Source organism: Gordonia sp. NPDC003429 (genome assembly GCF_053588575.1).
In genome coordinates, this window is record NZ_JBSFQF010000001.1 from 479251 (window position 1) to 494543 (window position 15293).

General features: G+C 67.1%; 14 protein-coding genes. 8 read left to right on the forward strand and 6 right to left on the reverse strand.

Annotation, left to right across the window (positions count from 1 at the left end):
- Window positions 1–30 precede the first annotated feature (30 nt).
- From ACWDSI_RS02245 to ACWDSI_RS02255, 3 genes are all read right to left on the reverse strand, one after another.
- The gene (locus ACWDSI_RS02245; RefSeq protein ID WP_449755531.1) at window positions 31–1734 is read right to left on the reverse strand and encodes a DUF222 domain-containing protein; all 1704 of its coding nucleotides are present in this window, start codon (window positions 1732–1734) and stop codon (window positions 31–33) included.
- Between the two features lie 153 nt (window positions 1735–1887).
- Complete coding sequence (gene trhA / locus ACWDSI_RS02250; protein ID WP_449755532.1) at window positions 1888–2556, reverse strand: PAQR family membrane homeostasis protein TrhA; 669 nt, start codon at window positions 2554–2556, stop codon at window positions 1888–1890.
- Between the two features lie 43 nt (window positions 2557–2599).
- Window positions 2600–3094 (reverse strand): MarR family winged helix-turn-helix transcriptional regulator, encoded by a 495-nt coding sequence (locus ACWDSI_RS02255; RefSeq protein ID WP_449755533.1) that lies wholly within the window; start codon window positions 3092–3094, stop codon window positions 2600–2602.
- A gap of 69 nt (window positions 3095–3163) precedes the next feature.
- On the opposite strand from ACWDSI_RS02255, the gene ACWDSI_RS02260 reads away from it, so the two are divergent.
- The 3 genes from ACWDSI_RS02260 (at window position 3164) to ACWDSI_RS02270 (ending at window position 6494) form a co-directional block, all read left to right on the forward strand.
- Window positions 3164–4234: a hypothetical protein gene (locus ACWDSI_RS02260; RefSeq protein ID WP_449755534.1), complete on the forward strand. Its 1071-nt coding sequence runs from the start codon at window positions 3164–3166 to the stop codon at window positions 4232–4234.
- A 40-nt stretch (window positions 4235–4274) separates the two neighbouring features.
- Window positions 4275–5057: an isoprenyl transferase gene (locus ACWDSI_RS02265; RefSeq protein WP_449746204.1), complete on the forward strand. Its 783-nt coding sequence runs from the start codon at window positions 4275–4277 to the stop codon at window positions 5055–5057.
- Between the two features lie 213 nt (window positions 5058–5270).
- Complete coding sequence (locus ACWDSI_RS02270) at window positions 5271–6494, forward strand: alpha/beta hydrolase family protein (protein ID WP_449755535.1); 1224 nt, start codon at window positions 5271–5273, stop codon at window positions 6492–6494.
- Window positions 6495–6532: 38 nt separating this feature from the next.
- Here the strand turns inward: ACWDSI_RS02270 and ACWDSI_RS02275 are convergent, their stop codons facing one another.
- Window positions 6533–6931 (reverse strand): MarR family winged helix-turn-helix transcriptional regulator, encoded by a 399-nt coding sequence (locus ACWDSI_RS02275; RefSeq protein ID WP_449755536.1) that lies wholly within the window; start codon window positions 6929–6931, stop codon window positions 6533–6535.
- Between the two features lie 121 nt (window positions 6932–7052).
- Between ACWDSI_RS02275 and ACWDSI_RS02280 the strand changes: the two genes are divergently transcribed.
- Window positions 7053–7421: a cupin domain-containing protein gene (locus ACWDSI_RS02280; protein ID WP_449755537.1), complete on the forward strand. Its 369-nt coding sequence runs from the start codon at window positions 7053–7055 to the stop codon at window positions 7419–7421.
- A gap of 159 nt (window positions 7422–7580) precedes the next feature.
- Here the strand turns inward: ACWDSI_RS02280 and coaA are convergent, their stop codons facing one another.
- The gene (gene coaA, locus ACWDSI_RS02285; RefSeq protein ID WP_449755538.1) at window positions 7581–8522 is read right to left on the reverse strand and encodes a type I pantothenate kinase; all 942 of its coding nucleotides are present in this window, start codon (window positions 8520–8522) and stop codon (window positions 7581–7583) included.
- Between the two features lie 129 nt (window positions 8523–8651).
- On the opposite strand from coaA, the gene ACWDSI_RS02290 reads away from it, so the two are divergent.
- The 4 genes from ACWDSI_RS02290 to ACWDSI_RS02305 all read left to right on the forward strand — a co-directional run bounded on the left by ACWDSI_RS02290 (window position 8652) and on the right by ACWDSI_RS02305 (window position 13718).
- Window positions 8652–9881: a DUF885 domain-containing protein gene (locus ACWDSI_RS02290; protein ID WP_449755539.1), complete on the forward strand. Its 1230-nt coding sequence runs from the start codon at window positions 8652–8654 to the stop codon at window positions 9879–9881.
- A 10-nt stretch (window positions 9882–9891) separates the two neighbouring features.
- Complete coding sequence (gene glyA, locus ACWDSI_RS02295; protein WP_449755540.1) at window positions 9892–11196, forward strand: serine hydroxymethyltransferase; 1305 nt, start codon at window positions 9892–9894, stop codon at window positions 11194–11196.
- A gap of 44 nt (window positions 11197–11240) precedes the next feature.
- Window positions 11241–12113 (forward strand): acyl-ACP desaturase, encoded by an 873-nt coding sequence (locus ACWDSI_RS02300; RefSeq protein WP_449746197.1) that lies wholly within the window; start codon window positions 11241–11243, stop codon window positions 12111–12113.
- A gap of 297 nt (window positions 12114–12410) precedes the next feature.
- Complete coding sequence (locus tag ACWDSI_RS02305) at window positions 12411–13718, forward strand: PhoH family protein (RefSeq protein WP_449746196.1); 1308 nt, start codon at window positions 12411–12413, stop codon at window positions 13716–13718.
- A 160-nt stretch (window positions 13719–13878) separates the two neighbouring features.
- On the opposite strand, the gene ACWDSI_RS02310 is transcribed toward ACWDSI_RS02305, so the two are convergent.
- Window positions 13879–15270, reverse strand: coding sequence for an NAD(P)/FAD-dependent oxidoreductase (locus ACWDSI_RS02310; protein ID WP_449755699.1), 1392 nt, complete (start codon window positions 15268–15270; stop codon window positions 13879–13881).
- Window positions 15271–15293: the final 23 nt, after the last annotated feature.

The following is a 15293-nucleotide window of genomic DNA, read 5'->3' on the forward strand; positions in this document are numbered from 1 at the left end:
CGCAGTGAAATAGGGAAGATGCAGATAGTGCTACGCCGCGCTGGGCGGGTCGGCGCTCGGGTCGTCGGGGTCGCTGCGGTATCGCGGCCAGGTGATGTCCCACGCTCGCGGCCGTTCACGCAGCTGCGTGAGCACCTGGTGGGTGAGGTGGTCTTCGAGCCCGCTTCGCGGTGGCGATGGAGGTGGCAGAGGCGGATCAGGTGGGATCGGCGCGTCGGACTGCGCTGGCGCAGTCGGTGGTGACGCTTCCTGATGGATTTCTGAACGAACCACCGAAAGGTGTCGGGCCAGTTCGGTCCTCGCATCGGGGAATCGGTTGACCTGTTCGGGATTGAGGGGCATGCCCGGCTCCGCGTTGACTCGCCAGGCCGTACGCCCGGTATCGGGACCCGACTTGATCACGCGCGTGGAGTACTGACCGGGATTGGGCCCGATCATGTGGTGGTGCACGGGGCAGGCAGGCGCCAGCACGTCGATGTCGGTGAGCCCCCCTTCGGCCCATTCCACGGTGTGGTGGATCTCGACGTGGGTGGCCGGTTGGGTGCATCCCGGTGCCGAGCACATCTCCCCGCCGTCGGCGGCGAAGGAGGCGAGGCGCTGTCCGAGCGAGGCCAGGCGCCTCGACCGGCCGAAATAGAGCGGCACGCTGGTGTGTTCGGAGAACACCGCGAGGTACTGCTGCGATCGTGCGGCCAGTTTGATCACATCGGAGATCGGCAGTTCCGTTCCGGACGCGGTGGTGCCCAGGCCGGCCTGGCGGCGCAAGTCTTTCTCGTCGACCTTGATGATGACCTGGGTCGGCATCCCGCGATGACTCTTACCGAGCAACTTCTGATTCAGCGCGGCGGCCAGGAGGGCGTGCAGCGCGTCGTGATGGCGTTGCGCGGTGCTGCGGAGGTCGCGCTTGGCCGCGTCGTCGAGTTCTTGCGGGTCGACGTCGGCGGCCGATCCGCTCGGAGAGTTCTCGTCGTCACGGTTGTTGACGCCTGCCGCGCCCCACGTGTCGAACAGCACCTCGAGCATGGCCCGCGTCTGCGGATCCAGATGGCCCGTCAGCTTCGACATCAGCTGTGAATCCTGCCGATTGAGCCACAGGTTTCGTCGACGTGCACGGTCGGAGTCGTCGGAGAGTTGCCCGTCGGGATCGAGGTGCGCCATCAGGCGAGACCCCAGCACGGACAGATGCGCGGGCCCGAACTCGATGGCGAACTCGGCCATCATGGCCTCTGCGGCCACCCTGACGTCGTGGGCCACCGCGTAGGGGATCTTCTCCAAGATGTCGAGCACGGTGTGGGCACGTGCCGGTGCGACGCCGCCCGCCGCAAGCGCGTCGGCCAGTCGTGGGTGCTGCGGTTCGAGTACCTCGCCGGTGGCCCCGTGGAAGCGGGCGGTGGCCTTGATGAGTCGATGCCTGCGCACCGGATCGCCGATGCCCAGATGCTGGGCGAGGAATCCGATGACACCTCTGCTGCGCATCCGTCGCGGCAGATCACGATCGGAGATCTCGACCACCTGCTGATCGGTGACGGCCGCCAGTCGCCGTGAGGCCCGTTCGGTCTCGGCGCTCACCGCTACGACGTCCTCATCGGTACACGACGAGACGCCGGTGGCGGCCAACTCGTCGATGAGACGGTGGATCTGCGCGACGAGTTCGGCCGGTCGCGACTCGCTACTGCTCGCGTCGGTACTGCTTGCATCAGTGCTGCTCGCGTCGGTACTGCTTGGGTCTGTCACGCCGATCACCTCCCGCCGGGGCATTGTCATCTCAGGATCGTGTCGTCTCAGGATCGCTCGACCGCCATCCAATCGATCATGTGTTCGACACTATCAGACTATCGTGACAAGTGCCGCGGCGCAGGTCAGGGCATGAAAACGGCCGCTATCTGCTCACCCGAGGATCACCAGCCACACCGCCACGTAATGGAGCAGCGCGGCGATGGCGGTGCAGGCGTGGAACACCTCGTGGTGCCCGAACGTCGTGGGCCAAGGATTGGGCCAGCGCGCCGCGAAGAGCACGCCGCCGATGCTGTAGAAGAGGCCACCGAGCACCAGCAGGACGATCACGGCCCACCCGGTGCGGGCAACCAGGGTGGGAGCGACGGCGATGACCACCCAGCCGAGCAGGATGTAGAGGGTGACGCCGAGCCACCGCGGGGCCTCCGGCCACGCCATCTTGAGCGCGACACCGGCGATCGCGCCGGCCCAGACGATGCCGAGTACCCACCACCGGATCGGCGTGGGCAGCGCCATGGTGCAGAACGGGGTGTAGCTGCCGGCGATGAAGACGAAGATCATCGAGTGATCGGCACGCTTCATCCGAATCTGCGCGCGTACGGATTTCCATGGAATCCGGTGGTAGAAGGCCGATACCGCGAAGACGCCGACGATGGTCAGCGCATACACCGAGCATGCGACGGCAGCCCCCGGGCCACGCACGAGTCCGGCGCCGACCACCACCGCCACGCCGGCGAGAGCCGCCACGTACGCCGCGTAGTGGTGGATCACGCCGCGCAGGCGTGGCTTCTCCGCGGTGGGCGTGGGCAGTATCGTGTTCACGCAACCTACGGTACCGTAACTTGGCTGTCCCGTCGGGAGGGTGTCACCGCGCCTCGGCGGTGTTGTAGCGATGCAGCAGCGACGCGAACTGTTCGAGGTCGCCGGCAGGCCAGTCGGCCAACAGCCGGGTGATCGCGGCGCCGCTGCGGTGTCGGATGTCGTCGAGTATCGACTCGCCGTCGGCGGTCAGTTCCAGGGTCTGCGAGCGTGCACTCAGCTCGTCCTGACGGCGGCGCAGAAGGCCCCGGGTGCGCAATTCGCCGAGTTGTCTGCTGGCCGTCGACTTGTCGATGCCGGCCTCTCGCGCCAGGGCGGCGGCATTCACACCGGGGTGTGCCGCGACCAGCGAGAGCAGCGAGTACTCGACGTAGGTGAGGCCGCTTTCGGCGTAGATGCTCCTGGCCCCGTTGCGAAGGCGTCGGGACAGTGTCACCAACTCGGTGCCCACGCGGGTGCCGGCATCGGGGGCAGGGGCATCGGGGGCGGGGGCATCGGGGGAGGGGGCATCGGGGGAGGGGGATTGCACACGATCGACCATGGTTGTATTCTACAACTATCCCACGGTTGCAGAATGCAACTTCAATCATCACTCCGACAGAGGTATTTCGTGTCCGCTCCAGCTCCCCACGCTCTTCCGATCAAGACGATCGCCTCGCACGTCGCCGTGCCGTTGGTGATCGGATTCGTCATGGCGCTCGCCTACATCGGCGGTTTTCACAAGCCCGACCCACACGATGTCCGGGTGGACGTGGTGGGTGCGGGTCCCCAGACCGCGATCACCGCGCAGAGCCTGCAGCAGACCCTCGGCGATCACGTGTCGATCCGCACCGTGGCGAGCGTCGACCAGGCGCGCTCGGCCATCGAACACCGCGAGATCGCCGCGGCCTTCGTCCCGTCCGCAAACCCGCCGTCGCTGCTCGTCTCCACCGCAGCGTCCGACCCCACCGCGGTCACCATGGAACGCATCTTCGGACAGATCACGATCGCCCGCGACGAACCGCTGAAGATCGTCGACGTGGTGCCTGCCGATCCGGTGCGCGACCCGTCGGGTCAGAGCATCTTCTTCTTCCTGGTGGCGCTGACCGTCGGATCGTACGGTTGCGGCATCGCCATCGCCGTTGCCGCCGGCGGCCGATCAGTGCGTGTGCGTCTCGCATTCGCAGCGGCTGGTGCGGTAATCGCCGCGGCGGTCACCACAGCCATTGCCACCTGGGTATTCAATGCCCTTCCCGGGGCGCAGTGGCAGATCTTCGGTCTGTCGATCATCTACGCATTTGCCACCATGCTCTTCGCGATCGGCTTGCATCCGCTGATCGGCCGGTTCACCACGCTCGCCATGGTCACGCTGTTCGTGGGCCTGAACTTCACCAGTAGTGGCGGCGTGTTCGCCCCGCAGCTACAGCCGGCGTTCTTCGGTGTGCTGCACGACTTCTGGATCGGCGCCGGGCTGAACGAGTCGGCGCGTGACCTTGCGTACTTCCCGCAGGTCGCAGTTGCTGGTGACATCGCGAAGATCGTGGGCTGGCTCGTCGTCGGAGCTGCTCTGGTGGCTGTGGCGGCGACCGTCGAGCGGCGTCGCAACGTCGCGGCTCTCACGGCCGGCGGGGCCGGACGTCACGAGCGCGACGAGCTGTCGGAGGCCGAACGTGAGGAACTCGCCGAGGACGTGGTGGCCTGACTCACGGGGCTCACAAGGTCGGCGGCTACCCTTGGTCGCGATGAAGTTGCTTCCCGATCGTCTGCGTCGGCCGATGCTCAGCGTGTATGAGCGTCGGCTGATCCAGTTGACCGACGGAACTCGGCTGCCCCGACACGTCGCGATCATCTGCGACGGCAACCGCCGTTGGGCCCGCGAGGCCGGATTCGAGGACGTCAGTCACGGGCACCGGGTGGGTGCGCAGCGGATCGCCGAGATGCTGAGCTGGTGCGCCGAACTGGGCATCGAGACCGTGACGATCTACTTGCTCTCCACCGAGAATCTCCAGCGACCCTCCGACGAACTCGATGCCCTGATGGAGATCGTGCCCGACATCGTCGACGAGATCTCCGGCCCGGACAGCAACTGGCTGGTCCGCATCGTCGGCACCCTCGACCCGCTGCCCGACGAAGTGGCCGAGCGGCTGCGCCGTGCGTCGGAACGGACCGCCGGGCGCGTCGGGATGAACGTGAACGTGGCGGTGGGTTACGGGGGGCGGCAGGAGATCGTCGACGCGGTGCGGGCACTGCTCACCGAGCGGGCCGCCGATGGTGCCGATCCCCAGCAGATGATCGACGCGGTGACCGTCGAGGCCATCGACCGCAACCTGTACACCAAAGGTCAACCCGATCCCGATCTGGTGATCCGGACGTCGGGGGAGCAGCGGTTGAGCGGATTCCTGTTGTGGCAGAGCGCTTACTCGGAGATCTGGTTCACCGACGCGTACTGGCCGGAGTTCCGTCGGGTCGATTTTCTGCGGGCGCTCCGGGATTTCTCGGCGCGTAACCGACGATTCGGGAGGTAGGACCGCACATGGGAGGGGCGCCGGGGACTGTTCCGGCTCGATGTGTTGGTCGGAGGGTGACGGCGGTCTCGTGTCCCCAATTAAGGTGACAACGCCCTCGAAAGTTCGATATCGCCGAGTATCAGGTCATTTGACCTGGTAAGTACGGAGGGTCTGGAAGGGCTGTGCTGGCAAGGGTCGGGTGGGCAGCCTCCGGGGAACGGGAGTTCGAAAATGACTATTGCGGATCAGCACGGGCCGGGTAGGCGTCGGCGGCTGGCGGGCTTGGCGCTCGCGTCCCTGGCCGCCGCCACCATCGGCCTCGCCGGATCGGCGGGCATCGCGCATGCAGACGACACCACGCCCGGGCGGGTGATCTCGACGGCGCCGCTGGCACCGCGCGCGACGCTGCCGGGTTCGGTCGACGGTCAGCGGATCACCTACTGGACCAAGGGCGTCAAGGATGTGCCTGCGCAGTCGAGTGCCGCGGTGTACCTGCCGCCGGGCAAGGCGCCCGCCGGCGGATGGCCGGTGATCGCCTGGGCGCATGGCACCACCGGTCTCAATGACGTGTGCGCGTACTCGACCAACGGTCCGATCCTGCCCGATCGTGACTGGGCGTACCTCGACAGCTGGCTTCAGCAGGGTTATGCGGTGGTGGCCAGCGACTATGTCGGTCTGGGAACTCCGGGCCCGCACCCCTATCTGGACGGCAAGGTGGAGGCGCACAGCGTCGTGGACGCGGTGAAGGCCGCAACGGCGACCAACCCCGCGCTGGCCAAGAAGTGGGTGGTGGTGGGCCAGTCGCAGGGCGGCGGTGCGGCGATGTTCACCGCGCGTTACGCCGACGAATTCGGCGGCAACTCCGACGGTCTCTCGTATCGCGGAGGGGTGGCCACGGGTGTGCCCGCCTACGTCGAGGATTTGGTGCCGCTCATCGCCCGCCCCGGTTCGGTGCCGGTGTCGCTGGGTAAGTCGCTGCCGGAAACGACGAGCTACGTGCTGTACATCCTCTCCGGGTTGCGGGCGGCGTTCCCCGAATGGAATGTGGATTCTTACCTGACTCCCTACGGCCGGGAATGGGTGGATCGGGCCGAGGGGCCGCTGTGCGACACCACCAAGGGGCCCGGTCAGGAGTACGGCTTCGGTGACGTGATCGAGAAGTCGGACGTGGTGATCGGCAAGTTGTTCAGCCGGCCTCTTGACCAGATCCCCGGATTCAGTGCCGCGCTCAAGGACTACATGGGCGTACCCGAAAGTGGTTACCACGAACCTGTTTTCGTCGGTCAGGGGTTGCTCGACACCGACGTGAACACGCCCGGCACCCTGCTGTTGGTGCAGCGGATGAAGAGCAACGGGCAACCGGTGACCTTCAAGGCCTACAACACCGATCACAGCGGGACCGTCAATGCGTCGAAGGCCGACAGCATCCCGTTCGTGAAGAAGCTGTTCGGCTGACACAGCGCACCAGCGCTGGATACGGCGTCCGCTGGTGACTATCGCACGGGTGGAGCCTCGGGGGGCGCTCCGGCGGTACCGAGGATCTGCAGCGCCTCGAAGACAGTGTCGACCGCACGCTCGCCGATTTCGTCGGCCAGTGCCCCGGCCTCTGCCGCAGCGGCGGCCGTGGCGAGTGCGGTCACCTGTCGACCCATCGCCGTCAGTTCGATCAACCGTGCGCGTTTGTCGCCGGGGTCGACACGACGGCTCACATACCCCCACTCCTCGAGTGATTCGACGATCGCAGCCGCTGATTGCTTGGTCACTCCGATGTGCGCGGCTATGTCATTGATCGAGGCACCGCCGGCGTCGATCCGCGCGAACACCATGCCGTGTACCGGCCGGAGCGACCGATGCCCGCCCGCGACAATCCGAGCGTTGATCCGCTCGTTCACCGCAGTTTCCGCGCGTATGAGGAGAAACGGGAGATCGCTGTGTGCGGAGCGAGGCGTTGACATATAGGCAGCCTATCTGTCTAATTATGGACAGTCTAACTGTCTATGAGAGAGAGTCGTCATGCCACTCATTACCAAGCCGATCACCTTTGAAATGCACGGAGCCGTCTTCGAGTCGTTCGTGTCTCCGTCGCGGGGGAGTAGCGAATTGTGCGGATGGCGCACCGAACTGCGGCCGGGCCAGATCGGGGCCGAGCATTGCATCGACGCCGAAGAGATCCTTTTGGTGCTTTCGGGCCGGCCGCGCGTCGTGCTCGACGGCGCACAGTACGAGGTCGCGGCTGGAGATGTTCTCTTCGCCGCCGCGGGAACGTCTGTACGCGTTGACAATCCGCATGCCACCCCGGCGCGCATGTGGGTCTCGGCCGTCGCGGGGCTGACTGCAACGTCCTCCACCGGAGAGCGAATCAGTCCACCATGGACGCATTGACGCGACATTCGCATCACCAGATTTGTAGAACAGGCCACAGGTACCGCCGTCGCCGCAGTTGCCCGCGGACCCCTCGCTGTCCATCGGACGAACCATCACCGAAGGCCGCGACAACCCCGCAATCCTTGTGTCTACCCGCTCACACAGGCAAGGCTCACATCACAACTTGCGCAACCGAACCCGATTGATCGAATGGTCGGGATCCTTGCGGAGCACCAGTGTTGCGCGCGGCCGGGTGGGCAGGATGTTCTCCCGCAGGTTCGGCAGGTTGATCGATGTCCAGATGTCGCGGGCGGCCGCCGACGCCTGCTCGTCGGTGAGCGACGAATAATGGTGGAAATGCGAGTGGGGATCGGCAAACGACGTCGACCGCATCTGCAGGAACCGTGACACATACCAGCGTTCGATGTCGGTGGTCTTGGCGTCGACGTAGATCGAGAAGTCGAACAGGTCCGACACCATCAGCGTCGGCCCGGTCTGCAGCACGTTGAGTCCCTCGAGAATGAGGATGTCGGGCTGATGGATGTAGTGCAGCACGTCGGGCACGATGTCGTAGGTGAGGTGCGAGTACACCGGCGCGGTGACCTCACGCGCCCCCGACTTCACCTCCGTGACGAAACGCAGCAGCCCCCGACGGTCGTAGGATTCGGGAAAACCCTTGCGGTGCATGATGCCCCGGCGTTCGAGCTCGGCCGTGGGATACAGGAACCCGTCGGTGGTCACCAGGTCGACCTTCGGGTGCGACTCCCACCGCGCGAGCAACGCCGCGAGCACGCGTGCCGTGGTCGACTTGCCCACCGCGACGCTGCCGGCGATCCCGATGACGAACGGCACCTGCTTCTTGGTGCCGCGCTCGCCGAGGAAGGTCGAGGTTGCCGCGAACAATCGCTGCCGTGCCGCCACCTGCAGGTGAATCAGACGCGACAGCGGCAGATACACCTCGGCCACCTCGGTCAGGTCGACGTGTTCGCCCATCCCCACGAGCTGCTCGAGTTCGGTCTCGGTGAGCACCATCGGCATGGATTCGCGCAGATCACGCCACTGTTTGCGGTCGAGCTCCAGGTAGAGACTCGGGTCGCGCCCGGTGGTGTCGCGCGCCATCAGGCGAGTTCGGCCGGGGATGGGTGCGAACCGGGCCTGCTCGTCATGGGCCCCCTGAACATCATGCGCACAGTGTAGAAGCACGCACGTGGGGGCACGCCATTCGGCAGGTGTGGGTAGCCTTCGCCTATGGCATCGGACCCCACCAGGCCGGGCGGCGCCCTCGTCGACGACTACCTCCGCCTCGGGCTCGCCTTCGACCGCATCGAGGACGGCTTTGTCGACGCCTACACCGGTGATCCCGCGCTTCGGGCCGAAGTCGCCAACGCGCCGGCACCCGACCCGGCGCGCCTCGCCGACATCGCACGCGGACTACGCGCCGACCTCCCGGCCGACCTGCCCGCCGACCGGGCCGCGTTCATCGACGCGCACCTGCGTGCACTCGAATGCTCGGCTCGCAAATTCGCCGGCGAGGACATCGGTTTCGTCGACGAGGTGCGTGCCTACTTCGACGTCGACATCGCACTCGCCGACCCCGACACCTACCGAAAAGCCCACGCCGACATCGCATCCGCTCTCGGCGAACCCGGCCTGAGCGGTGCCGCACTGGCCGATGCCTACGCTGCTCACCGTCGCGCCGACGAGATCCCGCCCGAGCGCGTCGACGAGTGTGTGCGCGCCTTCAGTGGCGCGTTGCGGGAGCGAGTTCGCAACACATATCCCTTGCCGCACAACGAGATCGTCGAGTTCGAGGTGGTCACCGACAAACCGTGGTCGGGATTCAACTACTACCTCGGCAACTATCGCTCCCGCGTGGCGATCAACGTCGACCTCACCCAGTACATGTCGTCGCTGCCGTACCTCATCGCCCACGAGGCGTACCCCGGGCACCACACCGAGCACTGCCGCAAGGAGGAGATCCTGGTGGGTGGCGGACAAGACGAGCAGACCATCTTCCTTGTCAACACCCCGCAATGCCTGATGGCCGAGGGGCTCGCCGACCACGCCCTGCATGCCGCCGTCGGCGACGACTGGGGACTGTGGGCGCAAGAGATCTACGCCGACCTGGGCCTGCGATTCGACGGAGCCCGCGCACAACGGGTGAGCGCGGCGTCGTCGGGCCTGCTCACCGTGCGCCAGGACGCCGCGCTGTTGCTGCACGACCAGCACGCCGACGCCGACACCGTCGCGCAGTTCCTGCAGCGCTGGCTGCTCGCCCCGCCCGAACGTGCCCGGCAGATGCTGCGTTTTCTCACCTCACCGCTGTGGCGGGCCTACATCTCCACCTACGTCGAGGGCTACCGGCTGCTCGGCGCGTGGCTCGACCGCGCACCCGAACCTGCGCGCCTCGCCCGCTTCGGGCGCCTTCTCGACGAGCCGCTGACCCCGGCCCTCCTGCGGGCCGAACTGGGCCAATAGACTGTCGGGCATGACCGACACCCCGAGCGTCAATTCGCTGTCCCTGGCCGAACTCGACCCTGACGTGGCCGCGGCGATGAACGGCGAGCTGAGCCGTCAGCGCGACACGCTGGAGATGATCGCGTCGGAGAACTTCGTGCCGCGCGCGGTGCTGCAGGCCCAGGGCAGCGTGCTCACCAACAAGTACGCCGAAGGCTATCCGGGCCGCCGCTACTACGGCGGCTGCGAATACGTCGACGTCGTGGAGGACATCGCCCGCAACCGCGCCAAGGAGCTGTTCGGCGCCGACTTCGCCAACGTCCAGCCCCATTCGGGTGCGCAGGCCAACGCGGCGGTGCTGATGGCACTGATGAATCCCGGCGAGGGGCTCCTCGGTCTCGACCTCGCGCATGGCGGCCACCTCACCCACGGCATGCGCCTGAACTTCTCGGGCAAGCTCTACGAGAACCACTTCTACGGAGTGAGCAAGGAAGACTTCCGCATCGACATGGACGAGGTGCGCAAGATCGCCCTCGACGCCCGGCCCAAGGTGATCTGCGCCGGATGGTCGGCGTACCCGCGCACCCTGGATTTCGCGGCGTTCCGGTCGATCGCCGACGAGGTGGGTGCCTACCTGTGGACCGACATGGCGCACTTCGCCGGTCTCGTCGCCGCCGGACTGCATCCCTCGCCGGTACCCGATTCCGACGTGGTGTCGACCACCGTGCACAAGACGCTCGGCGGTCCCCGGTCGGGTTTGATCCTGGCCAAGCAGGACTGGGCGAAGAAACTGAACTCGGCGGTGTTCCCCGGCCAGCAGGGCGGACCGCTGATGCACGTCATCGCCGGCAAGGCCGTCGCCCTCAAGATCGCGGCCACCGACGAGTTCGCCGAGCGTCAGCGCCGAACGCTGTCGGGCGCGAAGATCCTCGCCGACCGACTGACCGGCGCCGACGTCGAGAAGGCCGGGGTCTCGGTACTCACCGGCGGCACCGACGTGCACCTGGTGCTCGTCGACCTGCGCAACAGCCCGCTCGACGGTCAGCAGGCCGAGGATCTGCTGCACGACGTCGGGATCACCGTCAACCGCAACGCGGTGCCGTTCGACCCGCGTCCGCCGATGGTCACCTCCGGCCTGCGGATCGGTACCCCGGCGCTGGCCACCCGCGGATTCGGCGACGAACAGTTCACCGAGGTCGCCGACATCATCGCCACCGCATTGGCCGCGGGCACCCACGCCGACCTGCCCGCGCTGCGCGGCCGCGTGTCGAAGCTGGCGCTGGACTTTCCGCTCTACGACGGCCTGGAGGAATGGGGCCTGATGAGCCGGATCTGAGGGCCGATTGATCTGAGCACCTACGGATCCGTATCCTTGCACCGGTGAACGTACTGAGCGAAGACGATCTGATCATCGCCCTGGAGAAGGCGCTTCCCGAGATCGCGGAGGACCACCAGCTGGCGTCGGCCGTGTGGAACCCCCACGACTACGTGCCCTGGGACGACGGCCGCAACTTCGCCTTCCTGGGCGGGGAGGACTTCGACCCCTCGCAGGCCACGCTCTCGGACGAGGCCACCGCCGGCGTGCTGGCGCTGCTGCTCACCAAGGACAATCTGCCGTCGTATCACCGCATCATCGCCAAGTACTTCCCGGCGTTCTCCGACTGGCGGCAGATGGTGGGTGTGTGGACCGCCGAGGACAATCGGCACGCCGTGGTGCTGCGCGACTACCTCGTGGTGACCCGCGCCATCGATCCCGTCGACTCCGAGGAACGTCGTCGCATCCACGTCACCGCCGGATACCGCCAGAACGAGGCGGCCGTGGCCGAACTGACCCCGCTCGACGTGCTGGCCCTGATGGCGGTGCACGAGGCGCAGTGCGTCGAGTTCACGCAGAAGCTGTCGGCAGCGGTCACCGACGACGTGTTCAAGCAGGTCCTCACCAAGATCATCTCCGACGATGAGAACTCCGCGCGCACCTTCGGCGCCTTCCTCAACGCCGGGCTCGTCGCCGATCAGGACGCAGCGGTGATCGCCCTCGACAAGGCGCTCGCGCGTGCGGCCGACGAGGAGATCGGCTCCGACGTCGCCGACTTCGACGCCCAGCGCGCCCTGATCGCCGACTACGAGACCGACGAATCGCGGGCGCGCATCGCCGCGCAGTTCGCCGACCAGCTCAAGCTCGACAGCGTCGACGGCCTCGGCGACGAGGCGCAGGCCGCGAAGGCGCGCATTCTGGCGCTCGCCGGTCGCTGAGGGCCGCTTGCCGGCCGGTTAGGTCGCCGAGAACGGCGTCCAGCTCCCGTTAACGCACTTTTCACGCGAACACGCGCCGCAGCGCGCGCCACGACGCGGGTGCGCGCGTACGTTGACGAGTGACGGGCCGCGGGGAAGCGGTTCGTCCGGGAGGTTCCATTCGTGGGTTGCACCAGCAGCACGAGAGGACCGGCCCCGGTCCTCGTCCACCTCGGCTGACGCCGAGGGCAACGGACAGGAACCGGCCGGTCATCGAAGAACTGGTTTGTGCGGGGTCGCACAAACGTAGGAGCCCACGTGACCACACGCACCTACGTCCTCGACACCTCTGTGCTGCTGTCCGACCCTTGGGCAGTCACACGCTTCGCCGAACACCACGTCGTTCTTCCGCTGGTGGTCATCGGCGAGCTCGAGGGCAAACGTCATCACCACGAACTCGGCTGGTTCGCGCGTGAGGCGTTGCGCATGCTCGACGACCTGCGACTCGAGTACGGGCGACTGGACAAACCCATCCCGATCGGCGATGTGGGCGGCACCCTGCAGGTGGAGCTCAATCACACCGATCCCGCGGTGCTGCCGGCCGGATTCCGCACCGAGACCAACGACTCCCGCATCCTCGCCTGCGCACTGAACCTGCGCGCCGAGGGCGCCGACGTCACCCTGGTCTCCAAGGACACCCCGTTGCGTGTCAAGGCCGGCGCGGTGGGTCTGGCCGCCGACGAGTACCACGCACAGGACGTGGTGATCTCCGGATGGTCGGGGATGGCGGAGCTGACAGTGGACCAGCCGGTCATCGACACGCTGTTCGCCGACGGCATCGTCGACCTCGATGCCGCGCGAGAACTCCCGTGCCACACCGGGGTTCGGCTTCTCGGACACGGCTCGTCGAGTGCGTTGGGCCGGGTCAACGAGGCCAAGCAGGTGCAACTCGTACGCGGCGATCGCGAGGCGTTCGGTCTGCACGGACGTTCGGCCGAGCAGCGGGTGGCTCTCGACCTGCTGCTCGACGACAGCGTCGGCATCGTGTCACTCGGCGGCAAGGCGGGCACCGGAAAGTCGGCGCTGGCGCTGTGCGCGGGCCTCGAAGCGGTGCTCGAACGCCGCACCCAGCGCAAGGTGGTGGTGTTCCGGCCGCTGTATGCCGTTGGCGGACAACAACTCGGCTACCTGCCCGGCGGCGAGGCCGAGAAGATGGGACCGTGGGCACAAGCCGTGTTCGACACCCTGGAAGGCCTTGCCTCCCAAGAGGTCATCGAGGAAGTGCTCAGCCGCGGCATGCTGGAGGTGTTGCCGCTCACCCACATTCGCGGCCGGTCGCTGCACGATTCGTTCGTGATCGTCGACGAGGCACAGTCGCTGGAGCGCAACGTGCTGCTGACGGTGCTCTCGCGTCTGGGCACCGGGTCGCGGGTGGTGCTCACCCACGACGTGGCCCAGCGCGACAACCTGCGCGTCGGGCGTCACGACGGTGTGGCCGCGGTGATCGAGAAACTCAAGGGGCACCCGCTGTTCGCGCACGTGACGCTGACCCGCAGCGAGCGGTCGCCGATCGCCGCGCTGGTCACCGAGATGCTCGAAGAATTCGCGCCCGGCGCCACGTACTGAGGTTCGCTTCGTACTGACGCCGGTTGCGCCCTGACAAGCGCCCACCCCGGGGCTGCTGTCGCGATATCGCGACGGAGGTCCGGGGGAGGGCGCTTTTCAGGCAGTGGTCGGGTCAGGCAGTAGTCGGGTCAGGCAGTAGTCGGGTCAGGCAGTGGTCGGGTCAGGCGCGGCCGGACACCTTGTCGGCGATCCGTGCGATCACGTCCGACTGGGCCGACTCCGAGTCCAGTTCGCGGCGATCAGCGGTGCGGTAGGCCGCATACATGGTCGCGACGCCGACCCAGCGCAGCGGTTCGGGTTCCCACCGCCGCGAGTGATGGCCCACCCAGGGCAGGTCGGTGAGGTCGGTGCGCTCTCCGGCCACCAGATCGCGCAGGGTGCGTCCGGCCACGTTCGTCGTGGTGAGCCCCGATCCCACATACCCCGACGCCGAGCCGATGCCGGTGGTCGGGTCGAAGTCGATGGATGCCGACCAGTCCCGCGTCACGCCCAGCACCCCGCACCACGCGTGCGCGATGTCGACACCCGCGGTGGCCGGGAACATCTCGTGCAGCGCGGCAATGAGCGATCGTGCGGTGCGCTCCTGTGTCCGCCCGTCGTGGTCGATGCCGGACCCGAACCGGTAGGGCACCCCGCGACCACCCAACGCGATCCGGCCGTCGGCGGTGCGCTGCGAATAGGTGTACGCGTGCGCCGTCTCACCGAGCAATTCCGCACCGGCCCAACCGATCTCGTCCCACACCGCGTCGGGTAGCGGATCGGTGACGATCATCGACGAGTTCAGCGGCAACAGGGTGCGCCGCAGGCCGGGCAGGGTGGCGGTGAAACCCTCCAGGCAGATCAGGATCGTCTCGGCCCGCACCACACCGCGATCGGTGGTCACCCGCCGCGGGGCGATCGCGGTGACCGCGGTGTCCTCGTAGATCGCCACGCCCCGGCGCTCGACGGCGTCGGCGACACCGCGGGAGAGCTTCATCGGATTGACCCGCGCGCACTGCGGCGAGAACATCGCCGCCCGGGCACGCGGTATCGAGAGGCGGCCGCGCAGCGCGTCGGCGTCGAGGAACTCCCAGTCGGCCGCGCCGACATGATGTTCGTGGTCGAGTTCGTCGCGCAGTCGCGCCTCCTGCGAGGGGCACCGCGCGATGTGCAGCACCCCCGACTTCACCGCGTCGCAGGCGATGTTCTCCTCGTCGATCCGGTGCAGCACCTCGTCCACCCCGGCGCGCATGGTGGCGGTGAGCCGACGATTCGCGTCGAGTCCGTCGCGCCCGCGGGACTCGGCGATGGCCGCGTAGTTCGACCGGTTGCCCGCGACCTCGGCCGAGAGCCAGCCGCCGTTGCGCCCCGAGGCGCCGAAGCCGCAGAACTCCTTCTCCAGAACGGCGATACGTGCGTCGGGTAGCGCCCCGGCCAGGTAATACGCCGACCACAGGCCCGTCAGACCGCCCCCCACGACGGCGATGTCGACGTCGAGATCACCCGGCAGGGCGCCACGCCGGTCGATGGGGTCGATGGTCGAATACCAGAAGGACACGTCACCATTGAGCACGTCACTCACCTTAGGCTCCGCAA

Bases quoted from the DNA above. Each gene is read 5' to 3' on its own strand.
- ACWDSI_RS02270 (WP_449755535.1), top strand. From the start codon at position 5,271: ATGACTATTGCGGATCAGCACGGGCCGGGTAGGCGTCGGCGGCTGGCG.
- coaA (WP_449755538.1), bottom strand. From the start codon at position 8,522: ATGGCGCGCGACACCACCGGGCGCGACCCGAGTCTCTACCTGGAGCTC.
- ACWDSI_RS02280 (WP_449755537.1), top strand. From the start codon at position 7,053: ATGCCACTCATTACCAAGCCGATCACCTTTGAAATGCACGGAGCCGTC.
- ACWDSI_RS02265 (WP_449746204.1), top strand. From the start codon at position 4,275: ATGAAGTTGCTTCCCGATCGTCTGCGTCGGCCGATGCTCAGCGTGTAT.
- ACWDSI_RS02255 (WP_449755533.1), bottom strand. From the start codon at position 3,094: ATGGTCGATCGTGTGCAATCCCCCTCCCCCGATGCCCCCTCCCCCGAT.
- ACWDSI_RS02290 (WP_449755539.1), top strand. From the start codon at position 8,652: ATGGCATCGGACCCCACCAGGCCGGGCGGCGCCCTCGTCGACGACTAC.
- glyA (WP_449755540.1), top strand. From the start codon at position 9,892: ATGACCGACACCCCGAGCGTCAATTCGCTGTCCCTGGCCGAACTCGAC.